The sequence below is a fragment of the Nocardiopsis alborubida genome (genome assembly GCF_012396365.1).
GTDB lineage: Bacteria > Actinomycetota > Actinomycetes > Streptosporangiales > Streptosporangiaceae > Nocardiopsis > Nocardiopsis alborubida.
In genome coordinates this window covers 25,314-45,353 of record NZ_JAAXPG010000007.1, presented here as the reverse complement: position 1 = coordinate 45,353, position 20,040 = coordinate 25,314, and the positions used below count along the sequence as shown (strand labels likewise).

21 protein-coding genes and 3 pseudogenes are annotated in these 20,040 nt (G+C 70.3%); 13 read left to right on the top strand and 11 right to left on the bottom strand.

Going from position 1 to position 20,040, the window contains the following annotated elements; genetic code table 11:
• Nucleotides 1-14: 14 nt before the first annotated feature.
• Complete coding sequence (locus HGB44_RS09050) at nt 15-557, bottom strand: MOSC domain-containing protein (protein ID WP_061081914.1); 543 nt, start codon at nt 555-557, stop codon at nt 15-17.
• Here HGB44_RS09050 and HGB44_RS32695 point away from each other — a divergent pair.
• The 4 genes from HGB44_RS32695 to HGB44_RS09030 all read left to right on the top strand — a co-directional run bounded on the left by HGB44_RS32695 (nt 447) and on the right by HGB44_RS09030 (nt 3,425).
• A complete protein-coding gene (locus tag HGB44_RS32695) occupies nt 447-929 on the top strand; it encodes an aldo/keto reductase (RefSeq protein WP_325096945.1) in 483 nt (160 codons plus the stop codon). The genes HGB44_RS09050 and HGB44_RS32695 overlap by 111 nt on opposite strands.
• A 224-nt stretch (nt 930-1,153) precedes the next feature.
• Entirely contained in the window at nt 1,154-1,615 is a 462-nt protein-coding gene (locus tag HGB44_RS09040) for a hypothetical protein (protein WP_061081912.1), read from the top strand.
• Between the two features lie 113 nt (nt 1,616-1,728).
• Nucleotides 1,729-2,595: an LLM class flavin-dependent oxidoreductase gene (locus HGB44_RS09035; protein WP_061081911.1), complete on the top strand. Its 867-nt coding sequence runs from the start codon at nt 1,729-1,731 to the stop codon at nt 2,593-2,595.
• Nucleotides 2,596-2,699: 104 nt separating this feature from the next.
• Entirely contained in the window at nt 2,700-3,425 is a 726-nt protein-coding gene (locus HGB44_RS09030; protein ID WP_061081910.1) for a Mut7-C RNAse domain-containing protein, read from the top strand.
• Nucleotides 3,426-3,601: 176 nt separating this feature from the next.
• On the opposite strand, the gene HGB44_RS09025 is transcribed toward HGB44_RS09030, so the two are convergent.
• The 3 genes from HGB44_RS09025 to HGB44_RS09015 all read right to left on the bottom strand — a co-directional run bounded on the left by HGB44_RS09025 (nt 3,602) and on the right by HGB44_RS09015 (nt 6,629).
• Complete coding sequence (locus HGB44_RS09025) at nt 3,602-4,786, bottom strand: GDSL-type esterase/lipase family protein (protein ID WP_061081909.1); 1,185 nt, start codon at nt 4,784-4,786, stop codon at nt 3,602-3,604.
• An 83-nt stretch (nt 4,787-4,869) separates the two neighbouring features.
• The gene (locus HGB44_RS09020; RefSeq protein ID WP_061081908.1) at nt 4,870-5,439 is read right to left on the bottom strand and encodes a TetR/AcrR family transcriptional regulator; all 570 of its coding nucleotides are present in this window, start codon (nt 5,437-5,439) and stop codon (nt 4,870-4,872) included.
• A gap of 185 nt (nt 5,440-5,624) precedes the next feature.
• Nucleotides 5,625-6,629 (bottom strand): helix-turn-helix transcriptional regulator, encoded by a 1,005-nt coding sequence (locus HGB44_RS09015; RefSeq protein ID WP_061081907.1) that lies wholly within the window; start codon nt 6,627-6,629, stop codon nt 5,625-5,627.
• Nucleotides 6,630-6,897: 268 nt separating this feature from the next.
• Between HGB44_RS09015 and HGB44_RS09010 the strand changes: the two genes are divergently transcribed.
• Nucleotides 6,898-7,320: a VOC family protein gene (locus HGB44_RS09010; protein ID WP_061081906.1), complete on the top strand. Its 423-nt coding sequence runs from the start codon at nt 6,898-6,900 to the stop codon at nt 7,318-7,320.
• A gap of 133 nt (nt 7,321-7,453) precedes the next feature.
• On the opposite strand, the gene HGB44_RS09005 is transcribed toward HGB44_RS09010, so the two are convergent.
• Nucleotides 7,454-8,314 (bottom strand): helix-turn-helix transcriptional regulator, encoded by an 861-nt coding sequence (locus HGB44_RS09005; RefSeq protein ID WP_231972530.1) that lies wholly within the window; start codon nt 8,312-8,314, stop codon nt 7,454-7,456.
• Between the two features lie 87 nt (nt 8,315-8,401).
• On the opposite strand from HGB44_RS09005, the gene HGB44_RS09000 reads away from it, so the two are divergent.
• From HGB44_RS09000 to HGB44_RS08975, 5 genes are all read left to right on the top strand, one after another.
• Nucleotides 8,402-9,166, top strand: a complete 765-nt coding sequence (locus tag HGB44_RS09000; protein ID WP_061081943.1) for an SDR family oxidoreductase — start codon at nt 8,402-8,404, stop codon at nt 9,164-9,166.
• Between the two features lie 65 nt (nt 9,167-9,231).
• Nucleotides 9,232-9,441, top strand: coding sequence for a 4-oxalocrotonate tautomerase family protein (locus HGB44_RS08995; RefSeq protein ID WP_061081905.1), 210 nt, complete (start codon nt 9,232-9,234; stop codon nt 9,439-9,441).
• Between the two features lie 666 nt (nt 9,442-10,107).
• The gene (locus HGB44_RS08985; RefSeq protein ID WP_269458479.1) at nt 10,108-10,395 is read left to right on the top strand and encodes a helix-turn-helix domain-containing protein; all 288 of its coding nucleotides are present in this window, start codon (nt 10,108-10,110) and stop codon (nt 10,393-10,395) included.
• Between the two features lie 434 nt (nt 10,396-10,829).
• A complete protein-coding gene (locus HGB44_RS08980; protein ID WP_168443990.1) occupies nt 10,830-11,795 on the top strand; it encodes a hypothetical protein in 966 nt (321 codons plus the stop codon).
• A gap of 44 nt (nt 11,796-11,839) precedes the next feature.
• Nucleotides 11,840-12,226, top strand: a complete 387-nt coding sequence (locus HGB44_RS08975; protein ID WP_168443989.1) for a hypothetical protein — start codon at nt 11,840-11,842, stop codon at nt 12,224-12,226.
• Nucleotides 12,227-12,374: 148 nt separating this feature from the next.
• On the opposite strand, the pseudogene HGB44_RS32905 reads toward HGB44_RS08975, so the two are convergent.
• Together HGB44_RS32905 and HGB44_RS31875 are read right to left on the bottom strand one after the other, a co-directional pair.
• Nucleotides 12,375-14,088, bottom strand: a pseudogene (locus tag HGB44_RS32905) (Tn3 family transposase).
• A gap of 74 nt (nt 14,089-14,162) precedes the next feature.
• Nucleotides 14,163-14,498: an NAD(P)-binding domain-containing protein gene (locus tag HGB44_RS31875; RefSeq protein ID WP_233458636.1), complete on the bottom strand. Its 336-nt coding sequence runs from the start codon at nt 14,496-14,498 to the stop codon at nt 14,163-14,165.
• A 492-nt stretch (nt 14,499-14,990) separates the two neighbouring features.
• Here HGB44_RS31875 and HGB44_RS08960 point away from each other — a divergent pair, with 492 nt between their 5' ends.
• On the top strand, nt 14,991-15,308 hold the full coding sequence (locus HGB44_RS08960) for a DUF4158 domain-containing protein (RefSeq protein ID WP_061081011.1): 318 nt from the start codon (nt 14,991-14,993) through the stop codon (nt 15,306-15,308).
• A gap of 49 nt (nt 15,309-15,357) precedes the next feature.
• Here the strand turns inward: HGB44_RS08960 and HGB44_RS08955 are convergent.
• The 4 genes and pseudogenes from HGB44_RS08955 to HGB44_RS08940 form a co-directional block, all read right to left on the bottom strand.
• Nucleotides 15,358-15,564 (bottom strand): annotated as a pseudogene (locus HGB44_RS08955) (hypothetical protein); the annotation flags it as partial.
• 40 nt (nt 15,565-15,604) lie between these two features.
• Nucleotides 15,605-16,390: a MerR family transcriptional regulator gene (locus HGB44_RS08950; RefSeq protein WP_061081010.1), complete on the bottom strand. Its 786-nt coding sequence runs from the start codon at nt 16,388-16,390 to the stop codon at nt 15,605-15,607.
• Between the two features lie 4 nt (nt 16,391-16,394).
• Nucleotides 16,395-17,195 carry an alpha/beta fold hydrolase gene (locus tag HGB44_RS08945; RefSeq protein ID WP_061081009.1) on the bottom strand — a complete coding sequence of 267 codons (801 nt, stop codon included), beginning with the start codon at nt 17,193-17,195 and terminating at the stop codon, nt 16,395-16,397.
• A gap of 191 nt (nt 17,196-17,386) precedes the next feature.
• Complete coding sequence (locus tag HGB44_RS08940) at nt 17,387-18,835, bottom strand: MFS transporter (protein ID WP_231972464.1); 1,449 nt, start codon at nt 18,833-18,835, stop codon at nt 17,387-17,389.
• On the opposite strand from HGB44_RS08940, the pseudogene HGB44_RS32825 reads away from it, so the two are divergent.
• Both HGB44_RS32825 and HGB44_RS32690 read left to right on the top strand, forming a co-directional pair.
• A pseudogene (locus HGB44_RS32825) lies at nt 18,723-19,490 on the top strand (DUF4158 domain-containing protein); the annotation flags it as partial. The gene HGB44_RS08940 and the pseudogene HGB44_RS32825 sit on opposite strands and share 113 nt — an antisense overlap.
• A 47-nt stretch (nt 19,491-19,537) precedes the next feature.
• Nucleotides 19,538-20,008, top strand: coding sequence for a Tn3 family transposase (locus HGB44_RS32690; protein WP_061081007.1), 471 nt, complete (start codon nt 19,538-19,540; stop codon nt 20,006-20,008).
• The last annotated feature ends 32 nt before the right edge of the window (nt 20,009-20,040 follow it).

The following is a 20,040-nucleotide window of genomic DNA, read 5'->3' as shown; positions in this document are numbered from 1 at the left end:
CCCGGGGCCTCTCCTCAGACCCGTTCGAGAGGTGTGTGGGCGCCCCGGGGCGCCCACACACGCACAGCCATACCGGGTTCGACCGTGCCGCTGGTCAGGACGACGCCCATGATCCCAGCCCTGCGTACCAGGGTTCCGTTCTCCCCGCGGTGTAGAACCTGTTTGAGCAGCCCCCGGGAGAAGCCGTCGATCTGCGCACAGGGGTTGCGCAGGCCGGTGACCCGCACACTGGCCCCGTCACCGAAGGTCAGGACGGTGCCCACGGACAGGGACAGCAGGTCCAAGCCGCGGGTGGTGATGTTCTCGCCCAGTTGTCCGGGGGCGACCGCGAACCCGGCCTCGCCGACCTCCTCCAGGAGTTCTGCGTGCACCAGGTGGACCTGGCGCAGGTTGGGCTGGTCGGGGTCCGCGGCGATCCGGGACAGGTGCTGGACGGTGGCTCCCAGGTGGGCGTCACCCTCCACGCCCAACCCCGCCAGAAGACGGATCCGGGGCAGGGCGGCCTTGCTGAACGTGTGGCCGGGACTGCTGCTGACCGACTCCACCACCGGGTCCATGGACGCCGTCCCCTCATTCGCTCAGGTGTTCCGCGCCACAGCCTAGCCAGTCCGGCGCACCTGCCGGGGAGGGAGCGGCCCGGTCAGTCCGGCACCGCACGCAGACCGCCCCGGCCGGGCCGCGCCCCGTCCGGCACCAGGGTCGACCCGGTCTCCCTGACCGAGCGCGACCACCGGGCGGCCCGCGCGGTGAGCGAGGTCGCCGCCGAGCTGGGGGCGAGCCCCTCCCAGGTCGCGATCGCCTGGACCCTGGCGCGCTCGCGCGCGGTGCACCCCATCGTCGGCGCGCGCGACGCCGAACAGCTGGCCGACAACCTGGGCGCGGTGGACGTGGACCTGCTGCGGGGGCACTGGAGCGCCTGGACGCCGTGACGGGCTTCGACCCGGGCTACCCCGCCGACTCCCCGCCCCGGTGTCCGGGGGGAAGGAGGCGGCCGGTCGGCGGGGCCCACCCGCACGGGCAGGGGTGACGCGCACCACGCCGGTGCGGGTATGGACACCGCGGGGCCGGGGCACAACCGTCGGTGACGAGGCCACCGCCGCGCGGCCTCCCCTCACCCCCGGATGTGCGCGGCCCAACTCATGGACGGGGCACCATGACCACCACCCTCCGCCCGATCCGCGCCCTGGCCGCCGCCGGTGCCGTAGCCGCCCTGCTCAGCGGCTGCGCCGGATCACAGGAGCAGGACCCCCCGGCCGCCGACGCCTCCCTGCCCGACAGCACGGACGCAGCCTCCCCCTCTCCCACCGCCCCGGCGACACCCGAGGCCGCCGACGGCACCGACCTGGAGGCCTGCGCCGACGCCGACTGCGAGGTGCTGGTGGAGAGCGGCGACGAGTTCGCCATGGACGGCTCCCACGGCGTGGACCGGTTCGTGGTCGACGCCGTCGGCGAGGACGGGCTGGACGTCAGCGGTTACGGGCCCGGCACCACCCTGTCGGGCCACCTGCCGCCTCCGATCGGAGAGGAGCCGGGGGGCGTGTTCGTCATGAACGGCTTCGAGATCACCCTGGTCGCCGTGACCGGCTCCGGCGGTGTGGTGCGCCTGGCGCCCTGAGCAACCCGGACCGGGTTTCTTCGTGCCGGCGAAGGCCCCGGCCTGCGTCGCGGAGTGCGGGGGAGGGCGAAAGTCGTTGTCCTCCCCCTCTCCCGCCCGGTAGAACAACAACCATGACCGAACTCGGAGCCGTCTTCCGCCCCCAGCTGCCACCCGAACGCCTGCGCTCCGTGGCACGCGCGGCCGACGAGGCCGGACTCGACCAGCTCTGGTTGTGGGAGGACTGCTTCCTGGAGAGCGGCGTCGCCGCCGCCTCCGCGGCCCTGGCCTGGACCGAGAACCTCACCGTGGGCGTGGGCCTGCTCCCCGTCCCCCTGCGCAACGTCGCCCTGACCGCCATGGAGACCGCCACCCTGCACCGGCTCTTCCCGGGCCGCGTGCGCATCGGCGTGGGCCACGGCGTGCAGGACTGGATGGCCCAGGTCGGCGCGCGCCCCGACTCCCCGCTCTCCCTCCTGCGCGAACACCTGGACGCGCTGCGCGCCCTGCTGGCCGGGGACCGGGTCACCTCCCGAGGGCGCTACGTCGAACTCGACGACGTCGCCCTGGACTACCCGCCCGCCGCCCCCGTGCCCGTGCTGGCCGGTGCCCGCGGACCGCGGACCCTGCACCTGAGCGGACAGGCCGCCGACGGCACCATCCTGGACGCCGCGGCGGGCGTGGACGGGGTACGGCGGGCACGGCGGCTGGTTGACCAGGGACGCCAGGCCGCCGGACGTCCGGGCCACCACCCCGTGACCGTCTACCTGCTGGCCGCCACCGGCCCCGACGCCGACCGGCGCGTGGCCGCCGAACTGCGCGCCGAGGGCCTGACACCGCAGACCGGTGTGGCCGGAGACGCCGGCCGCATCGCCGAGGCGGTACGACACATGGCCGAGGCCGGAGCCGACACCGTGGTGCTGCAGCCCACGGCCGACGAGCCCGACCCCGAGGGCTTCGTGCGCTTCACCGCCGAGCGGGTGCGCCCGCTCCTGTCCTGAACCGCGTACCGGCCGCACCGGATGTCTGCCGATCCGCGGCCCGCCGCGACCGATCGGCCCCCTGGTCCGCGGGCAGGAACGGCCCGCTGGAAGGAAGAGAACCGATGCTGGACCTGAGCTTCGCGCCCGAACTGCGGTTCTTCCTGCCGTCGCGGCACCGGGGCGGAACCGTGCGCGTGAAGGGCGACTCCACCTCCACCCTCGGACACGTCGTCCAGTCTCTGGGCGTACCCCTGACCGAGGTCGGAGCGCTGCGCGTCGACGGCCGCGACACCCCCGCCTCCCACATTCCCGCCCCGGGTGGGGCCGTGGAGGTCCTGCCCGTGGAGTACCCGCAGCGCCTGCCCTTCGCCGAACCGCGGTTCCTGCTCGACGTGCACCTGGGCACCCTGGCCCGGCGCCTGCGCCTGCTGGGCCTGGACACCGCCTACGACAACGACCGCGACGACCCCTCCCTGTTCCGCCAGGCCAACGCCGAGGACAGGGTGCTGCTCACCCGCGACCGCGGACTGCTGTGCCGCAGCGGCTTGCGGGCCGGCGGCCACGTGCGCGAGCAGCGGCCCGCCGACCAGCTACGCGAGGTGCTGGAGCGCTTCGCGCCGCCCCTGCGGCCCTGGACGCGCTGCCCGGCGTGCAACGGCGAACTGGTGCACGCGTCCAAGGAGGAGGTGCAGGGCGATCTGGAGGCGGGCACCCGCGCCACCTACGACGCGTTCGCGCGCTGCTCCGCGTGCGAGCGGGTGTACTGGCCCGGCGCCCACCACTCCCGGCTGGCCCAGATCGTGCGCGAGGCCCAGGAGCTGGTTTCCGCGCGTTCCGATCCTGCCTGACCCGACGGGCGGACCGGGACCGGTGAGCTCCTGGCCCGGTCCGCTGCCCGGTTCCGTGTCCGGCTGACCAGCCGAGAACGGCAGCCCCTGTGGAGAAGACCTCCCAGAGGGATGCCTGTCCTGAGGGGCGGCCAGGGAGCGACGACCGCGCGGGAAGAGCGAGCCGGTCGGACGTCTCAGGTTCTTCGTGCGCGGAACGGACCGCCCGCGCCGAAGGCGCGTTCGGCGAAGCGCTCGCCCATGCGCCGGTGTGTGGCGGCGTCCGGATGCAGCTCGTCGGGCAGCGGAAGTTCGGCGTGGTCCGCCTCACCGTAGAGCTCACGGCCGTCGAGGTAGTGCAGGTGCGGGTCCTCGGCCGCGCGCTGGCGCACGATACGCGACAGCTCCTCGCGGATGACGGTGAGCGTCAGCTTTCCGGCGGTGCGCTCGTCGGGGTCGCCGGTGGCCCGGAACCGCAGTTTTCCGACGTGCAGGGAGTCGGGGTCGAAGGCGCACGGGCCGGGCGTGTCCTCGTGGATGGGGCACAGGATCGGCGAGACGACCAGCAGCGGTGTGCTGGGATGCCCCTCCCGAACGGTGTCGAGGAAGCCGTGCACCGCGGGACCGAAGGCGCGCAGGCGCATCAGGTCGGCGTTGACCAGGTTGATGCCGATCTTGAGGCTGATCAGGTCTGCGGGGGTGTCACGCATGGCGCGGGCGGTGAACGGGTCGAGCAGGGCGCTGCCGCCCAGACCGAGGTTGACCAGGTCCACCGCGCCCAGGGAGGCGGCGAGCGCGGGCCAGGTGGTGGTGGGACTGGCGGCGTCGGAGCCGTGGCTGATGGAGCTGCCGTGGTGCAGCCACACCCTGCGGCCCCGGCCGGGGACGGGCTCGACGGCCGTGTCGGTGCGCAGGGCGACGAGTTCGGTGGTCTCGTTGTGCGGCAGCCAGATCTCGACGTCCTTGACGCGGTCGGGCAGGCCGGTGAAGCGCACGGTGGCCACGGGTCCGGGCCGGTGCTCGGCGGAGCCGGTGGCCATGTCGATGGTCAGGGTGTTGCCGCCGGTCGCACTGGCCTGGTCGACGAGGTGGCCGTCCACGAGCAGGTCGTACACGCCGTCCGGGCGGGGCGGAGCGCCCGTGTAGGCGCGCTTGGTGGGCAGTGTGTCGAGTTCGACGGAGGTGGCCCGGGTCCGGAAGGCCAGCCGTACCCCGGAGGGTTGGGACTCGGCCATGAGCAGCTGCGGGTCGGCGCACTGGGCGCGTGCCCGTGCGGGCAGCCGGTGCGGCAGCACGCCGTGCTCGGTGCGCTCCAGGTCGAGGGCTCCGCGCAGGAGGTCCGGGGTGAGGGGCGTGGTGGTCCAGTGGTGCTGGGTGTGCATGGTGTCAACCTGGTGGTCGGGGCTGTCGTGCAGCTCTGGTCGGTCGGCGGGACGCGCGGTCGGGCGCCGGCGTGGGGCCGCTGTCAGGGCGCGGGCCAGTTGCGCAGCAGCGCGTCGAGGGCGTCCAGGGTCCGTGTCCAGGTCTCCTGGGTGTCGGGGGCGCTGTGGCTGAACCCTCCCCCCAGTTCCAGGGTCACGTAGCCGTGGAAGACGCTGCCCAGCAGCCGGACCGCGTGCGTCTGGTCCGGCTCGGCCAGGTCGTAGCCGCGCAGGATCGCCCGCGTCATCTGTGCGTGCCGGACACCGGCGCTGGCGGCCGCCGTCTCCGGGTCGAGTCTGAGCTGGGCCGCGGCGTAGCGGCCGGGATGCTCTCGGGCGTAGTCGCGGTAGACGTTGGCCAGGGCGGTCAGGGCGTCCTTGCCCGCCCGCCCGGCCAGGGCGTCGGCGGCCCGGTCGGCGAGCTCCTCCAGGGCGAGCAGGGCGATCTGGGTTCTGAGGTCCTGGGAGTTGCGCAGGTGTGAGTACATGCTGGCGACCTTGACGTCGAAGCGCCGGGCCAGTTCGGAGACGGTCACCTGCTCGAAGCCGACCTCGTCGGCGAGTTCGGCTCCCGCCTCGGTAAGGCGTTCTGTGGTCAGTCCCGCGCGTGCCATAACCTCTCCCCTCTTCGGCATAAGCCACTCTACTTCTGCCTAAAGCCTTTAGGCAAGACGTTGTGGATGCCGGGGAGAAACCTGGGGGGCAGAGGGAGGGGAACCGCGTTCGTGGTCCGCGCCCGAGGCCGCGCGTCAGACCGCCTTCGAGACGACGCCGTCCGGCCCGCCGGTGCGGCGCCCGGTCAGCGCTCGGGGGCGCGGGCCTGGCGGCCGCCGCCTCCGTAGCGGCGCGCCAGACGCGCGAAGGCGTCTTCGAGCTCGGGCGGCCCGACGACCTCGAAGTCGGCGTCGAAGCGCCCGATGGCCGAGGCCAGGCCGACCCACGACCAGGAACCGAGGACCAGACGGCAGCGCTCGGCGCCCATCTCCTCGACCAGTCCGTCGTGCGCGAAGGGAACGACGGCGGCGGCGGGCAGGTCGAGGATCACCTCACCGCGGCAGGGCCAGTCGACCGTTCCGTCGGAGCCCCGGAACCTGCTGGTGAGGAAGGACGCCACATCACCTCCGGGAACCTCCCTCGGGGTGAAACGGGGACCGTTGGGGCTGCGGAGCGCGATGCGGTCCACCCGCAGGGTCCGCCACTCACCGCGTTCGACGTCCCAGGCCAGGAGGTACCAGCGCCCCGCCCGGGTGACCAGGTGGTGGGGCTGTACCCGGCGCGGTTCCACGGCCGCCCCGTCCCGGTCCGAGGCGGACCGGAAGGCGGGGGTGTAGTCCAGGCGCAGTTCCTCGCGGGCGTGCACGGCGGCGCTGATCGCCGTGAGCAGGCCGCCGTCGGCCCGCGCCCGCCGGGCGTCGGGCGGCGCGACCACGGCGGCCCGGACCGCGTCGATCCGTCGGCGCAGCCGGGCGGGCATGACCTGCCGAACGGTGTTGAGGGCTCGCTCCGCGGCCTCACCGATCCCGGCGCCGGTCGCCGTGGCCGCCTGGAGCGCCACCGCCAGCGCGACGGCCTGGTCGTCGTCGAACAGCAGCGGGGGCATCCGTGACCCCGCGTCGAGCCGGTACCCGCCCTCGGGCCCCTTGAAGGTCGTGATCGGGTAGCCCAGTTCGCGCAGCCGGTCCACGTCACGGCGGACCGTGCGCGGACTGACGTCCAGCCGGGCGGCCAGATCCCGGCCCGACCAGTCCCGGCGGGTCTGGAGCACGGAGAGCAACGCCAGCAGACGAGCGGAAGTCTTCACCATGGGCTCCATCCTGCGGGAAGTAGAGGACACACCCTGGCCTGTACCCCTGCCAATGTGGGACCACAGACGCCGACGGGGGCCAGCACAAGCACGGTCATCGCAGGTCAGGCCCCATCGACCCCACCGGCGGCGGACACCGGCTGTCCGCCGCCGGAGCGGTCACGGCTGCCCGGCCCGGTGCCGTGCGGTCACCACGGTGACGTACGACTGCCCGCTTGTGGCACGAACCCGTTCGGCGTCCACCCACACACACGACCAGGGAGCCAGCATGTCCGTCACGACCACGACCCACCTGAACCTGCGCGGAGACGCCCGCGCGGCGCTCGACTTCTACCACTCCGTCTTCGGTGGGGACGTCGTCGCCGTCACCTACAAGGACGCGGGCAACGTGACCAACCCGGACGAGGCGGACTGGGTGGTCTGGGGCCAGGTGGTCGCGGACAACGGATTCCGCGTCATGGCCTACGACGTGCCCTCGACGATGCCGTGGAACCAGGGCGAGAACGCCGTCTTCGTCTCCGTGCGCGGTGACAGCGCCGACGAGGTCACCGCCTTCTGGGAGAAGTTGGCCGTCGGCTCGACCATCGTGCAGCCGCTGGAGCCCTCCCAGTGGGCGCCGCTCTACGGGATGCTCAAGGACCGCTTCGGCGTCGTCTGGGTCCTGGACGTCGCGGCCCCCTACAACGGCTGACCCGCGTGGAGGGGGTGTGCGCCGGGCCGTGCGCCCGCCGCACGCCCCTTCCCCCGTTTCCACCCCGGAGGGTGAGGCAGCGCCACACGGCTCCGGGGTCTCTCCGGCGACCGGCACTGCGGTCGGGAGGCTCTCAGCGTGTCGGTCCGGTGACTTCCTGGGTGCCCAGGACGGCGAGCAGGTCAAGGAGGTCGGCGCTGTCGGTGCCGACCGCAGGGGTGAACCAGAGCAGCCGCTGTCGGCCGTCCTCGCTGAACAGGTGGAGGCAGTTGACCTCGATCAGGCCGAGCGCGGGGTGGATGAGGCGTTTGCGGTCGTCGCGCCGGAACGCCACGTCGTGGTCGGCCCACAGCGCGGCGAATTCGGGGGAGGCGTCGATCAGCGAGCCGATCAACGAGCGGGCTTCGGTGTCCTTGGCGTCTCGCCTGGCGGCGGCCGCCCGCAGGTCGGCGGCGAAGGCCCGGGACTGGCCCTCGTGGTCGGCTTCGGGATACATCTGCCGGGCGTCGGGATCGGTGAACCACCGGTGGATGAAGCTGGCCCGAGCGCCACGAAGACCGGAATGGTCCCCGAGCAGCGCCATCGCCAACGGGTTCTGAACGAGGGTGACGTGCAGGTCGGTGATGACCTGTGCGGGTGTCGACGTCAGGCGGGTGAGCAGGTCGAGCATGCCGGGGTGGACGTGCGAGGCCGGTCCGCCGTACGCGGGCACCGGGCGGTCGGCCAGGTGGTAGAGGTAGTCGCGCTCGTCAGCGCTCAGACGCAGAGCCCTCGCCAGCGCGGCGATCATCTGCTCGGAGGGCTGGGATCCGGCGCCGCGTTCGAGTTCGTTGTAGTAGTCCACCGACGCGCCGGCGAGCTGGGCCACCTCATCGCGGCGCAGCCCGGGTACCCGGCGGCGGAGCCCGTGGGGAAGTCCCACGTCAGCTGGACGGATGCGGTCGCGCCGCGAGCGCAGGAAAGCCCCCAGCTCGGTGTATTTCACAGAACCCATGCCGTCCATTCTGCGTCCGGCCGGGCCGCCGACACAGGGGATGAGATCCCCTGGTTCCGCCGGTCGGCGCCGTGCACCGTGGAGGACATGACTACGGACCACTCCACGAGCACCCCTTCGCCGGACACGCGTGTCGCCGTCGTTACCGGCGGATCACGCGGCATCGGCCGGGCGGTCTCCCTCAGACTCGCCCAGGACGGCCTTGCCGTCGTGGTGAACTACGCCCGCGACGCGGCTGCCGCCGAGGAGGTGGTGGCGGCGATCACGGCCACCGGCGGTCGGGCGGTCTCCGCGCAGGCGGACGTGGCGGACGAGCACGCGGTCGCCGAGGTGTTCGACCGGGCGGAACAGGTGTTCGGCGAGGTGGACGTCGTGGTGAACTGCGCCGGCCGACTCGCTCTGTCGCCCATCGCCGACCTCGACCTGGCGGTGCTCGACGCCGTGCACCGCACCAACATCCGCGGCGCCTTCGTCGTCGCCCAGCAGGCCGCCCGACGACTGCGCGCGGGCGGCTCGTTCGTGGGGTTCTCGACCTCCGTGGTCGGCACCCGGTTCCCCGCCTACGGCGCGTATGCGGCGAGCAAGGCAGCCGTCGAGTCGATCACGCTGATCCTCGCCCGCGAGCTGCGCGGGCAGGACATCACCGTGAACACCGTCGCCCCCGGCCCCACAGCCACGGACATGTTCCTCGAAGGCAAGACGCCCGAGCAGATCGACCAGCTCGCCAAGGCCCCGCCCCTGGAGCGGCTGGGCACCCCGCAGGACATCGCCCAGGTGGTCGCCTTCCTCACCAGCCCGGCAGGGCACTGGGTGAACGGCCAGGTCCTTCGAGCCAACGGGGGCATGGTGTAACGCCACAGCCGAACCCGGACACATGCTTCCGCATCACGGAAGAGCCCATCCAAGGAGGAACACCCATGCCTTTCGCCAACTTCAAGGTCCCCGCGGGCACCATCACCGCCGATGACAAGAAGAAGCTTGTCGAGCGCACCACCGACCTGTACGCGGAGATCTACGGTGAGCGGGCCCGACCCACCACCGTCGTGCTGATCGAGGAGGTCGCCGACGGCGGCTGGGGCGTCGCCGGCGGCGTCCTGACCGCCGCCATGCTCAACGGCGACGCCTGACCTCCGTCCCGTCGGGGCCCGGTGCCGCGGCGCCGGGCCCCGACGGGACGGGGACGACCACGGCGAGCACGTCAACGCCCTGCACGAGTACGTGGCCTCCCGGACGCTGGCCGAGGCCGGGTGGAACGCCACGGTCGTCGAGGGCGACGTCGCGCAGGAGATCACCGGCGGCGTCACCGTGATGGTCTTCGGCCCGGAACAGGCCCGCTCATCGTGCAGCCGCTGGAGCCCTCCCAGTGGGCGCCGCCCTACGGGATGCTCAAGGACCGCTTCGGCGTCGTCCGGGTCCTGGACGTCCCTGGACGTCGCGGCCCCCACAAGGGCTGACCTCGTATGGAGGGGGTGTGCGCCCGCCCGGCGCGCACCCCCTCCTTTCCGTTCTCGTCCGGGTGGGGGGTGAGTGCGGTCCGTCGAAGCGTCGACCGGCGCCTCCTTCTCCTTCGCTCCGGCCGACGGGGCAGACGTCACTCAGGCGGAGTTCACTCGCCGCGCATGGCTTTCTGCTCGCGCTGGAGGCACGCGGCCTGGCGGGCATCCCGCAGACCATGCTGGGCTCCCACGCCGACGTCGTGCGCGAGTCCTTGGGCGTCGAGCCGGACATGAAGCTGTTGTTCGGCATCTCCTTCGGACTGGCCGACCCCGGGGGGGCCTGCGAGCGAGTACCGCATGGGACGGGTACCGCTGGCCGAGTTCATCCGCGAGCTCATCGTGGTCGGGACCCGCGAAGGGCTGGCCGCCGCGCGGGCCCGCGGCCGGGTGGGCCGGCGCCCGAGCGTGGTCAACGCCGACCTGATCCGCGCGGCCCGCGACATGCTGCCCAACCCCGAGTACTCGGTGACCTCCATCGCCAAGCTGCTCGGCGTCAGCCCGGGGACCCTGTACAACCACATCCCTGATCTGAAGGAACTGCGCGCCTCGGGGGCACACCGCGAGTTGGGCCCAGCCCAGGGCTGAACAGATGCATGCGAAGCCACGGATCCAGACCTATGCGCCAACGTCCTCTCGACCGAGGCGGAGCGGCGTGATATTGGCTACGGGGCCGATGGGCGCTGAGCCAAGCTTTGTATCGCTTCTTGTTCTAAAACGGAGGAAGGTCGAGGCGTAAATACTGGGCTGGCCGGATGTGGCCATGAGATCCCTCGCTGTACACATCTCACCCTTGACCAGCCAGAACCTCGTCAATAGACGTGGGATAACGATAAGTGTCGTATTCCTTGGGTTTTGTTCGCGCTTTGTGAGTGAGTATCCACGGTGTGGAACCTACACTTTCCCCAACCTCTATGGAGAGATGATGCGGATACTTGTCTTACAACGCCGGATGTGCGTTCTGTACACAAGTCGCCCAAAGCGTAGAGAAGGAAACGAATGGGTGGCTGACTGTCAAGGACATGAGAAGCTCCGAGGTTCAAGGGATGCTGGCCAACGCTGCCCCGGGGTTCCAAGGCGAAGAGCCGGTCCTGCTGCTGGTGGACGGCCAGCGGGCCACGGCCCTGCGAGGGCTGGCGATGCGCTGGCATCTGTTCAAACACCTGGGACCAGCCAAGGCGTGGAACATATGGAAGCGCATCAGCGAGGCGGCCCAACCCCTCCCCCGCACCAACGGCATGAGCCGCCGAGGCATGGTAGGTACGGTTACCGCCGCCACGGCGGCTTTCTCAGTATTCGCTGGGCTACGCACACCGGCAGCGGCCGAGGTGCAAGATTCTGCGGCCCAGGACGACTGGCTGGCGCAACTGGACCTGCGCAATGGCCAGGAGCTCTCCGGTGAATCCCTAGATCATGCCTGGTCCAAGGCTCAACGCTCGTCTGAAATGCAGCGTCTGATGAGCGCTGAGCTAGTGGGGCCACCCGAAGAAATGAACGATTTGCGCTCCTCCACACCCGAGGACTCCGGAGCCGAGGAACTCAAAGCGGTCACGCACCAAATCGCAGGCACCGACGGAGGCGAACTCACGGCCTTGGTGTGGCAGAAGGCAGAGGCTGTCGTTCTGTACTACGAAGCCACTTGGGCAGGGCAGACCCAACGACGGTCGATCGCTCTCCAAGCCGATGAGGCGAACAGCAAGGCGCATTTCCTGGCGGTCGTGGACAAGGGCGAGCTCGCCGTCGCTGCAAACGAACCCGGGACCCTCGCCAACTGTAGCTCCGACAGCGACTGCTCAGGCGCGTGCTACACGTGTCGGTGCACCAGCATGGATGTGGCCTGTGGCGCCAACTGCTGTGTTCCGTGTGCCTTCGCCTGCGGAACCGTGTATTCCTGTATCGGCTGCCTGGGATTGTGGTGCCCCGCCTGCCTGGCACTGAACAGTTGCTGCACAGCCCGGTCGTGCCGGTGGCGCGACTCCTGCGCCTAGAACCGTTAAGGAATGGGCACAGCACTGAAGGGGACCCTATGACTATGACCCACAACCCCAAAGAACAGCGAACAGCAACAGAACGCACGAGGATCCTTCCCGCGGCGGGCGCGGTCGTGCTCGTGGGCGTGGCAGCTTACCTGGGCTGGACCTCCTGGGATGCCGCAGTTCCCGATCTCGTCACGCACAGGATCTTCCTCACTACGTGCATGGTGGTGGCCCTGCTACTGGCCCTGCGTTTGGTTACGCCTCTGCCTGGGCGAATGGTCCAGGCCGTGGCCTTGGGCGCCCTGATCGGGGTTGCTCTGGGCACCACACCGTGGCAGGAGTTGGGCGAGGTGTTCTGGTATCAGATGTGGTGGTCCGGGCCGCTCGCAGTCGGCCTGGCCCTCATGTTGTGGGCGCCGTCCAACCCTTCGTCCAAAGCCTGAGCCGACGTTCCGGATTGGCCCCGTGTCCCGGGCGAGCCCTGACGGTAAGAGTGCATCCTTAGCAGTGTTGCTTCCATTCTGATCAGCGGCTCGTTCGGGCGGCCTGTTCCGTGGCCACCGTGCCTGTGCCCGGCGCTGCGGAACAAGTTCATGCAGCCAGGTCCATGACGGTGAAGTCGATCTCGTCCAAGTCCGGGTTGAACGCCTCCGGTTCGATCCCGAGGACATCGGTGGCGTAGGCGCCGAACCGGGTGATGTGGGCGCGAATGTAGGGGGACAGTGCGGCAATCTCCTCGGCGGTGATGGTCCATCCCTCGGCGACCAGGCCGCGCACCACCTCGGCGATGTCCAGGGCGTTGTGGAAGATGACCAGGTTGGCCAGCAACGTGTTGAGTTTGATGAGCTTTTCCTGCTCGTCGGGGTCGTTGTCGGCCAGGATCCCGTTGTTGCCGAACCGCAGCCACTGGGAGAAGTCGTTGTAGGACTCGACCTTGTTGGTGGCCGCGGTGATGCGCGCCCGCAACTGGGGGTCGGCCAGGAAGCGCAGCAGCGCCACGGTGCGCACCGACCGGCCGACCTCGCGGAACACCTTGTAGATGCGGTTCTTGCGCGAGTTGGAGCGCAGGCGCCGCATCAGCGTCGCTGAGGACAGTCGTCCCTCGCTGATGGAGATGGCGACCTGCATCAGGTCGTGCCAGTGCCGCTCGATGAGCTTGAAGTCGATGACGTTGCGGCCTCGTTCCCCGTACAGCTCATCGGTGCTGGGGTAGACCACCTTGTCCGTGGCACGGAAGAAGGTCAGGTCCTTGTTGAGCTTGGTCAGGTCGATGTGGCGGTTGCGCACCATCGACAGCTCCCGGGCGGTGATCCCGGCGATGTGCTTGGCCGCCTCATACGGGCCGAGGTTGATGCCGCCGGTGAACACCGCCAAGGCAGATCTCCTCCAGTTCGTCCTTGGCCTTCTTGGTGTTGGCCGCCACCCGCTTGCACAGCATCTGCGTCAGGTCATCGCGTGCGCGCATTCGGGCGGTGTGCACCAGGCACGCCACCAACGCCAAGCGCTTAACAGGGTCGTAGCGCGAGAGCGTGTCGGCGTCCTGAGCAGCGGCCTCCCCGGCGAAGTCGGTGACCTTGGTCGGCGCCACCCCCTCCAGCCAGGCGTGGGTGTCGCCGAGCTCGTCCACCTCGGCCACGTAGGCGGCCTGGGCCTTGAACCGTGACCAGGTTGCGCGCTTGGCGGGTTTCTTGAGCCGGTTGAACATCGAGTACCCGTCCTCGGCCACCGCCACCAGGGCGTGGAGGCGGGCTTGGCCCTCCTCACCCATGCGGTCGTTGACCTGGGCGAAGATCTCGGCGTTGACCTGCGCGCGGATGCGTGTGGCCATCTCGTCCAGCGTGGAGAACCCCAGCAGTTCCAGCGACGCCTCCACCAGGCGGTCCAGCGCGACGTTGATCAGATCGGGTGGGTAGTTCTTGAATCGGGCGGCTTCACCGATGGCCTCGGCGGCGATCTTGCGGGCCCGTGGTGGATCGTAGGTCACGCCCTGGCGGGTGCGGATCTGCTTGCGGTGCCATTTGGCGGTGCGTCCCGCCCCGTGGTCGGGTTCGACGTCCTCGTCCAGGTCCAGGCAGCGCCGCACGTGGTCGATAACTTCGTCGGGAATCTCGCCCGCCGAAGGGAAGCGCGTCATCTTCTGGTAGCACTTCAACGCGAGCACCACCGCGAACAGGGCCTCAGGGGTGTTGGTGCGCTCGGTCGCCCATCCGATCTCGTCGGCGTTGGGGGTGAAGGACACGTGCAGCATCCGCGCGGAGGTCAGCTTCTTGAACTGCGGGTAGGCAGTGCGCTCGATCGAGGTCACCGGCGAGCCTCTCCAGAACGGGGGTAGGAGGTCGCGGACACGGTAGCCGGGGGTTGATCAGGGCTGCAGAAGGTTCACCGAACCGCAACCCAACACGCGTCCACATCACTGGTGGCCGGGGCCATTGCCCCTTTCGGGCTTACTTGGTTCACTCCCCCTCCAGGGCGGCGCGCAGCTCCCCGGCCGGGACCGGAGCGGCGGGGGCCTGCGTCATCGCACGGTCGTCTCCCCCGCACGGGCGGCCTCCTCCACAGTGGCGGCGCTCGTACGGGGCCCAGCTCCTCGACCAGACCGGCCAGGCTCCGGGGGCCGCGTGAGTTGGCGATCAGCACGTCGATGTCCGCCGCGACCGCCGGCCGCGCGACCGCGGTCCCGATGTTCCCGCTTCCGATGATTCCCAGAGTCGGCATCGCCGTTTCCTCTTCCTCGCGGTGCTCGCCCGGTGTCCGTGGTGTACGGCGAAGCCGTGCGCGCGCAGGAGGCCGAACGCCTTCGCCGAGCGGACGCCCAGCACCCCAGTTGTAGAGCGGGCTCCTCGTCGCCTACGGCACGTCGGCCTCGCGGAGACCGGACCAACGCGCCCCCAAACCCCCTGCGTTCGCCCCTGGACGGGCTGTGCTCAGCGCACCCGTTCCGCAGTCCTCTTAATAACGTTTCGTTGGTTACGTTAATAAGAAACGTAAAGCAATACCGCACATGCAATGCAGCCCCGGAGGCCCCCGCATTCTCACCTCCGATAAGTGAACCTTATAAGGTGTTACTACATGTGTTGCCACAAAGAGGGCAGGGGAGGCCGGAGTTTCGTTGGCACTGGCGCAGAGAGCCCTGGTCGGAGCCCGAGAACGCGATGGGTACAGCGAGGGCTGTACCGTCATCGCAGACTGTTCGCCCCGCTTCTGCTCGTGCGGCGTCGACCGGGAGAACCACCCCTGTTCGGCAGGTACCCGTGGAACACCCGGGTTCCGGGATGCCACCGGCACCAGATCCGGCAGGAGTACGGCATCCACGCCGCCATCGAGGACGAGGAGGACCAGCGCGCCCGGTGGCTGGCCGACCAGGTGCGCCCGGTGGGGATCGACCGCACCGAACTCGCCCAGGCCGTGGTCAACCGGTGCCGCACCCCGAAGGCCGAGCCCCCGCGCCCGGGGCAGAGCGAGCGGATCGTGGCCTCGGCCGGGCGCCGGTTCGAGGAGGCCCTGGCCGGGCAGGAGGCGCGCTGAGGACCGGAAACCTTCCCGGGGCCTCTTCGCCTCCCCACGCAGTACCCACCAGGTCGTGCCCGGTCAGGCGCTCCGCCTCGTCGACGTGCGGGGCGCCGGGACCAGGTAGGAGCCTTCACCGTCCCGGTAGGGCGGGGCCTCCTCCGCGGGGCTGTGCTGGTCGGCGATCTCGCCGACCAGCTCCTCGGCCAGGTCCTCGGTCGTCGATGACCCCGGCCAGGCCGCCGTACTCGTCGACGGCGCAGGAGAACTCCTCGCTCCATGTCTGACAGGCGATCGGCGCGTGGTGGGGCTGCTCAGCGGCAATCCGGTCTGGGGATGTCGATCCCGGCGGAGCGGAGCCTCGTTTCGACGAGCGACGCCAAGCGGGCTGCCGCGGAGTCCTGTTCTTCTCCGTGGTGGGCGATCAGCCGGTACCGGATCGCGGTCTCGGTGGGGGCTTGCAGGCCGGTCACGATCCTCAGCTGCGCGGGGTTGGCGAGGTAGTGCTCGGCCATGTCAGCAGCCAGTTCGGCAACACGGGGGTCGTCCGGTCCCCAGCCGATGACGTCGGCGCTGCGCTTGGTCAGTTCCACGAAGCGGGGGTCGCGCAGCGCGTGTTCGATGTCGGTGAGGTAGTCGTCGAAGCCTTCGGGGACCAAGGCCTTGGCCAGCACGAAGGATTCTCGGGCGGTCCGCACGTCCTCCGGGGTGAAGCCGAGGGCCGGCATTCCCTCCGACATCGCTACGGCGCGGTCGGGCAACAAGGTCCGGTCTCCGGAGGCAAGCCGGTGGAGCATGTCCCGCCGCGTGGTCAACTCGGCGATCCGCTCGGTGAGGTGCCGCTCGACATCGTTGAGCGTCGCCGCGAACGACGCGGCGTCGGAGTCGAGCAGGGGGCCGATGTCGGCCAACGGCACTCCGGCGGCGGCCAGGGTCCTGACCTGCGTCAACCTCAGCAGTTGGGCCGAGCTGTATCGCCGGTAACCCGAGCTGTCGCGCGCTGGTTCGCCGACCAGGCCGAGCTTGTGGTAGTGCCGCACCGTTTTGATCGTGATGTTGGCGAACGCGGCCGCCCGGCCGATGGTCACCCCTTCGGTCATCGACTCAGCGCTCCTCCCGAGCCCGCGCGGCGGCGGTCTCCCGTACGGCGGCGGCGACCGCCCGGAAGTCCTTGCGCAGGATCTGCGTGTGGTTGCTCTTCACCTTCGTGCTGACCCGCAGGTTCGGGTTCCGGCGAAGCACCGGATCAAGAGAGGCGCGCATCTGCGCCATCTCCTCCGCGCCACCGCCGAGGTTGGCACCCGAGGCCAGGACGTAGCGCACCGGGCAGGAGAGCCGGTCCAATACCGGTTCGAGGGCGGCGCAGACCTCGTTGATCTCGATGTTGACCTCGGCGTGCTGAGCGGCACTCATCGAGGCGGCCAGGCCGAACGGGCGCGCCAGCGGCAGCCCCGGCCGCATGCTGCGAAACGCGCGCCGGATCCGTTCCCGGTTCTCCTCCCCGGTCAGCCCCCACGGAACCGCGCCGTCGACCGAGACAACGCCAGCGACCCGGCCCGGGTTGCGGTCGGCCCAGTGCACCGCGAGCGCCGCCCCGTAGGACCAGCCGACCAGCAGCGGCCGGTCGACCGCGGTCGCCTCGACAACCGTGTCAATGTCACGAAGGCAGCCCTCAAAGGAATAGTCCGCCGACCGCTTCGACCCGCCGCGAGCCCGTTCGTCGTAGGTCAGGTGTCTCCACTCGGGGCCGAGATCGGCGATCACACGCCGCCAGGAGCGCTGACTGGCGTAGGAGCCGTTGAGATAGACAACGGCGGGGCCGGGGCCGCGGGTGTCGGTGACCGACAGGGCCGTGTCGTCAACGGGCACCATGCCCGTCCATGGTGAGGTGGTCGAACTGGTCATGCGCTCAGCATCCGCCTTGACCTCGGGTCAAGGTCAAGGCGGGCCCGCGAGGCCACCCGATTGAGTGCCCGGCGGTGTCGTGGTCCGGGTGTCGGGTCGGGCCGGGGCGCCCCGGCCCGACCATTCTCCCGTCGACCCCTTGGAGCCGCCGGTGTCCCCGTTCATGGTGTGGCTCGACCCCGCCACCGGTCTCAGCTCGCCGTTTCGGTTTCTGTGTCAGCCGGTCCGGAGCTGCCCTGTTCTGCGATCGGACGGGCGTTGAGCGTGGTCAGGGCGAGCGCCGCCGCGGCGGCGAGCAGACCCGCGGCCGCGGCCAGGGCGGTGCCGTATCCGGCGACCAAGGCTTCGTCGGTGGCCAGGACCGTGTTCTCGGGCCGGGCGGTGACGGTGGCGGCGATCCCCGCCAGAACGGTCAGGCCCAGGGCGACACCGATCTGCTGGGCGGAGTTGAGCAGGGCCGAGGCGATTCCGGCCTTGTCCGGGTCGACACGGTAGACCGCGGCCTGGGTGAGCGTGATGACGCCGAGTCCGAAGCCCAGCGCCAGGACGAACATCGCCGGTGCCAGGTGCAGCCAGTAGCCGGTGTCCACGGTGATCGCGGAGAACCAGAACGCCGCCGCGGCGCCGAGGAGCGCCCCCAAAGCGGCGACGAACCGCGGGGCGAAGCGCAACAGCAGCTTCGGACCGGCCCCCGCGCCCAGGACGAGGCCGGCGGCGAACGGCAACCACGCCATGCCCGTCTGCAGCGGGCTGAACTGCTGAACCTGCTGCAGGTGGAGGGTGATGACGTAGAAGGAACCCATCGGACCGATGGCCAGCAGCAGCATGGTCACGTAGGCGCCGGCGCGGCTGCGATCACGGAACAGGCTCAGCGGCACCAGGGGGCTGGAGCCGCGGGACTGGGCGAGGACGAACACCACGAGCAGTACGACCGACGCACCCAGCAGGAACAGTGCGACCGGGTCGGCGAACCCGTCCTCGCCGAACCGGGTGATCGCATACACCAGCGCGACCATCCCGCCGGTACCCAGCGCCGCGCCCACAGCACCGAGTCGGCCCTGGTGGCGGTCGGCGGTGACCAGGGTGCGGCTGCCCCACAGCACGAGCAGACCGATGGGAACGTTGATGAAGAACACCCACCGCCAGTCGAGAACGTCGGTGAGCACCCCTCCCAGCAGCAGGCCCACGACGATGCCCAAGGCCGACATCGCGCCGTAGAGCGACAGCGCGGTGTCGCGCGTCTTGCGGTCGGCGAAGGTCGTGGCGATCAGCGCCAGGGCGTTGGGAGCCGTCAGCGCCGCACCGATCCCTTGGACGGCGCGCGCGGCGATGAGCATGGCGGCGTTCTGTCCGAAGCCGCCTGCCAGGGAGGCGAGCACGAAGATCGCGATGCCCGCCTGCAGCGTGCGGCGGCGTCCCCACAGGTCCCCGATCCGGCCGCCGAGGAGCAGGAGCGCTCCGAACGCGAGGATGTAGGCGTTGACGACCCAGGGCAGGTGCACCGCGTCCACGCCGAGTTCTTGCTGGATGCTCGGCAGCGCGATGTTCACGATCGAGTCGTCGAGCACCAGCATCAACTGCGCCGTCACGATCACCAGCAGCGGCACCAATCCGCCGCTCCGTTCTGCTGTCGCTGTCACACCGTCTCCTTCGCACCTGCTCGGTGAACCCGTGATGGTCTTGGGGGATCCGGATGGTCATCCCAGCTCACGGCGCCAACCTGATACCCCTCCCAGGTATTCCAACGTATACCCTTACGGGGTATACGGGGCAAATCGACGGGGTGCCCCGCCACCAGCCGCAAGGCAGGTCCGTGCCGCGCCGCCCTCTCACCGGTCGGTGGTGAGCGCCTCCAAGGCGCGGGCCTTGTCGGCCTTGGTGGTCAGGGCTTGGCGGCGGGTGGTGTTGATGTCGGGGCTTGAGCAGCAATCGAACGGCCAATGGCGTCAGCGGGTCGCGCAGGGCGGGCGTACCGCCACCCGGCGTTCCGACGCGGGTGGCACTGACATGCCCCGACGATCTGCAACGGTTCGGTCGCCCTGGGTTTGCCGCCGGTCGGCCGGACCTACTTTGTGGCCTATGCCAGTGGAGTCCCTGACCGATGAAGGGGCGGCCGCCTATCGGCGGTACGCGGGGCCGCCGTCGCGGGCTGATCTGGAGCGGGTGTTCTTCCTCGAGGACCAGGACCGGGCGCAGGTCGCGCAGCGGCGCGGCCAGCACATGAAGCTCGGGTTCGCGCTCCAGCTCGTGACGGTGCGGTGGCTGGGGACGTTTCGAAAGGACCCGCTCGACGTGCCGGGCGCGGTACTGGAGTTCGTCGCCGAGCAGGTGGAGAGCGCCACGTGCTTGATCAGCTCCTGGAGGTCGCGGCCGGGTCGCGGATATCGGACCTGGAGCGGTGGCGCAAGAACGTGGCGCCGCGCTCGTCGGGCCCGACGGTCATCAAGGCGCTGGACCAGGTGGCCGACGAGGGCCTGAAACTCGCCGATCTGGGGGCCGAAGCGCTGGTGCCACCGCGCCGGCTGGGCGAACTCTCCCACCGCTACGAACGCGGCCTGGAGAACCAGCTCGGCGCGCTCGACCCCGTCCTCAACTGCGTCACCCTCTGGACGACCGTCTACCTCGACGCCGCCGTCCGCCGGCTGAAGGACCAGGGCTACCCGGTTCGGGAGGAGGACCTGGCCCGGCCGTCCCCGTTCGTCCACTCCCACCTGGGCGTGCACGGCACCTACACCTTCGCCCTGCCCGAGCTGGCCCCCGGCGCCATCCGCGAGCCGCGCGACCCCGAGACCGCCGAAGACGACGAGATCTGACCCGTCACGCCACCGCAGGGCGGCACCAGGGA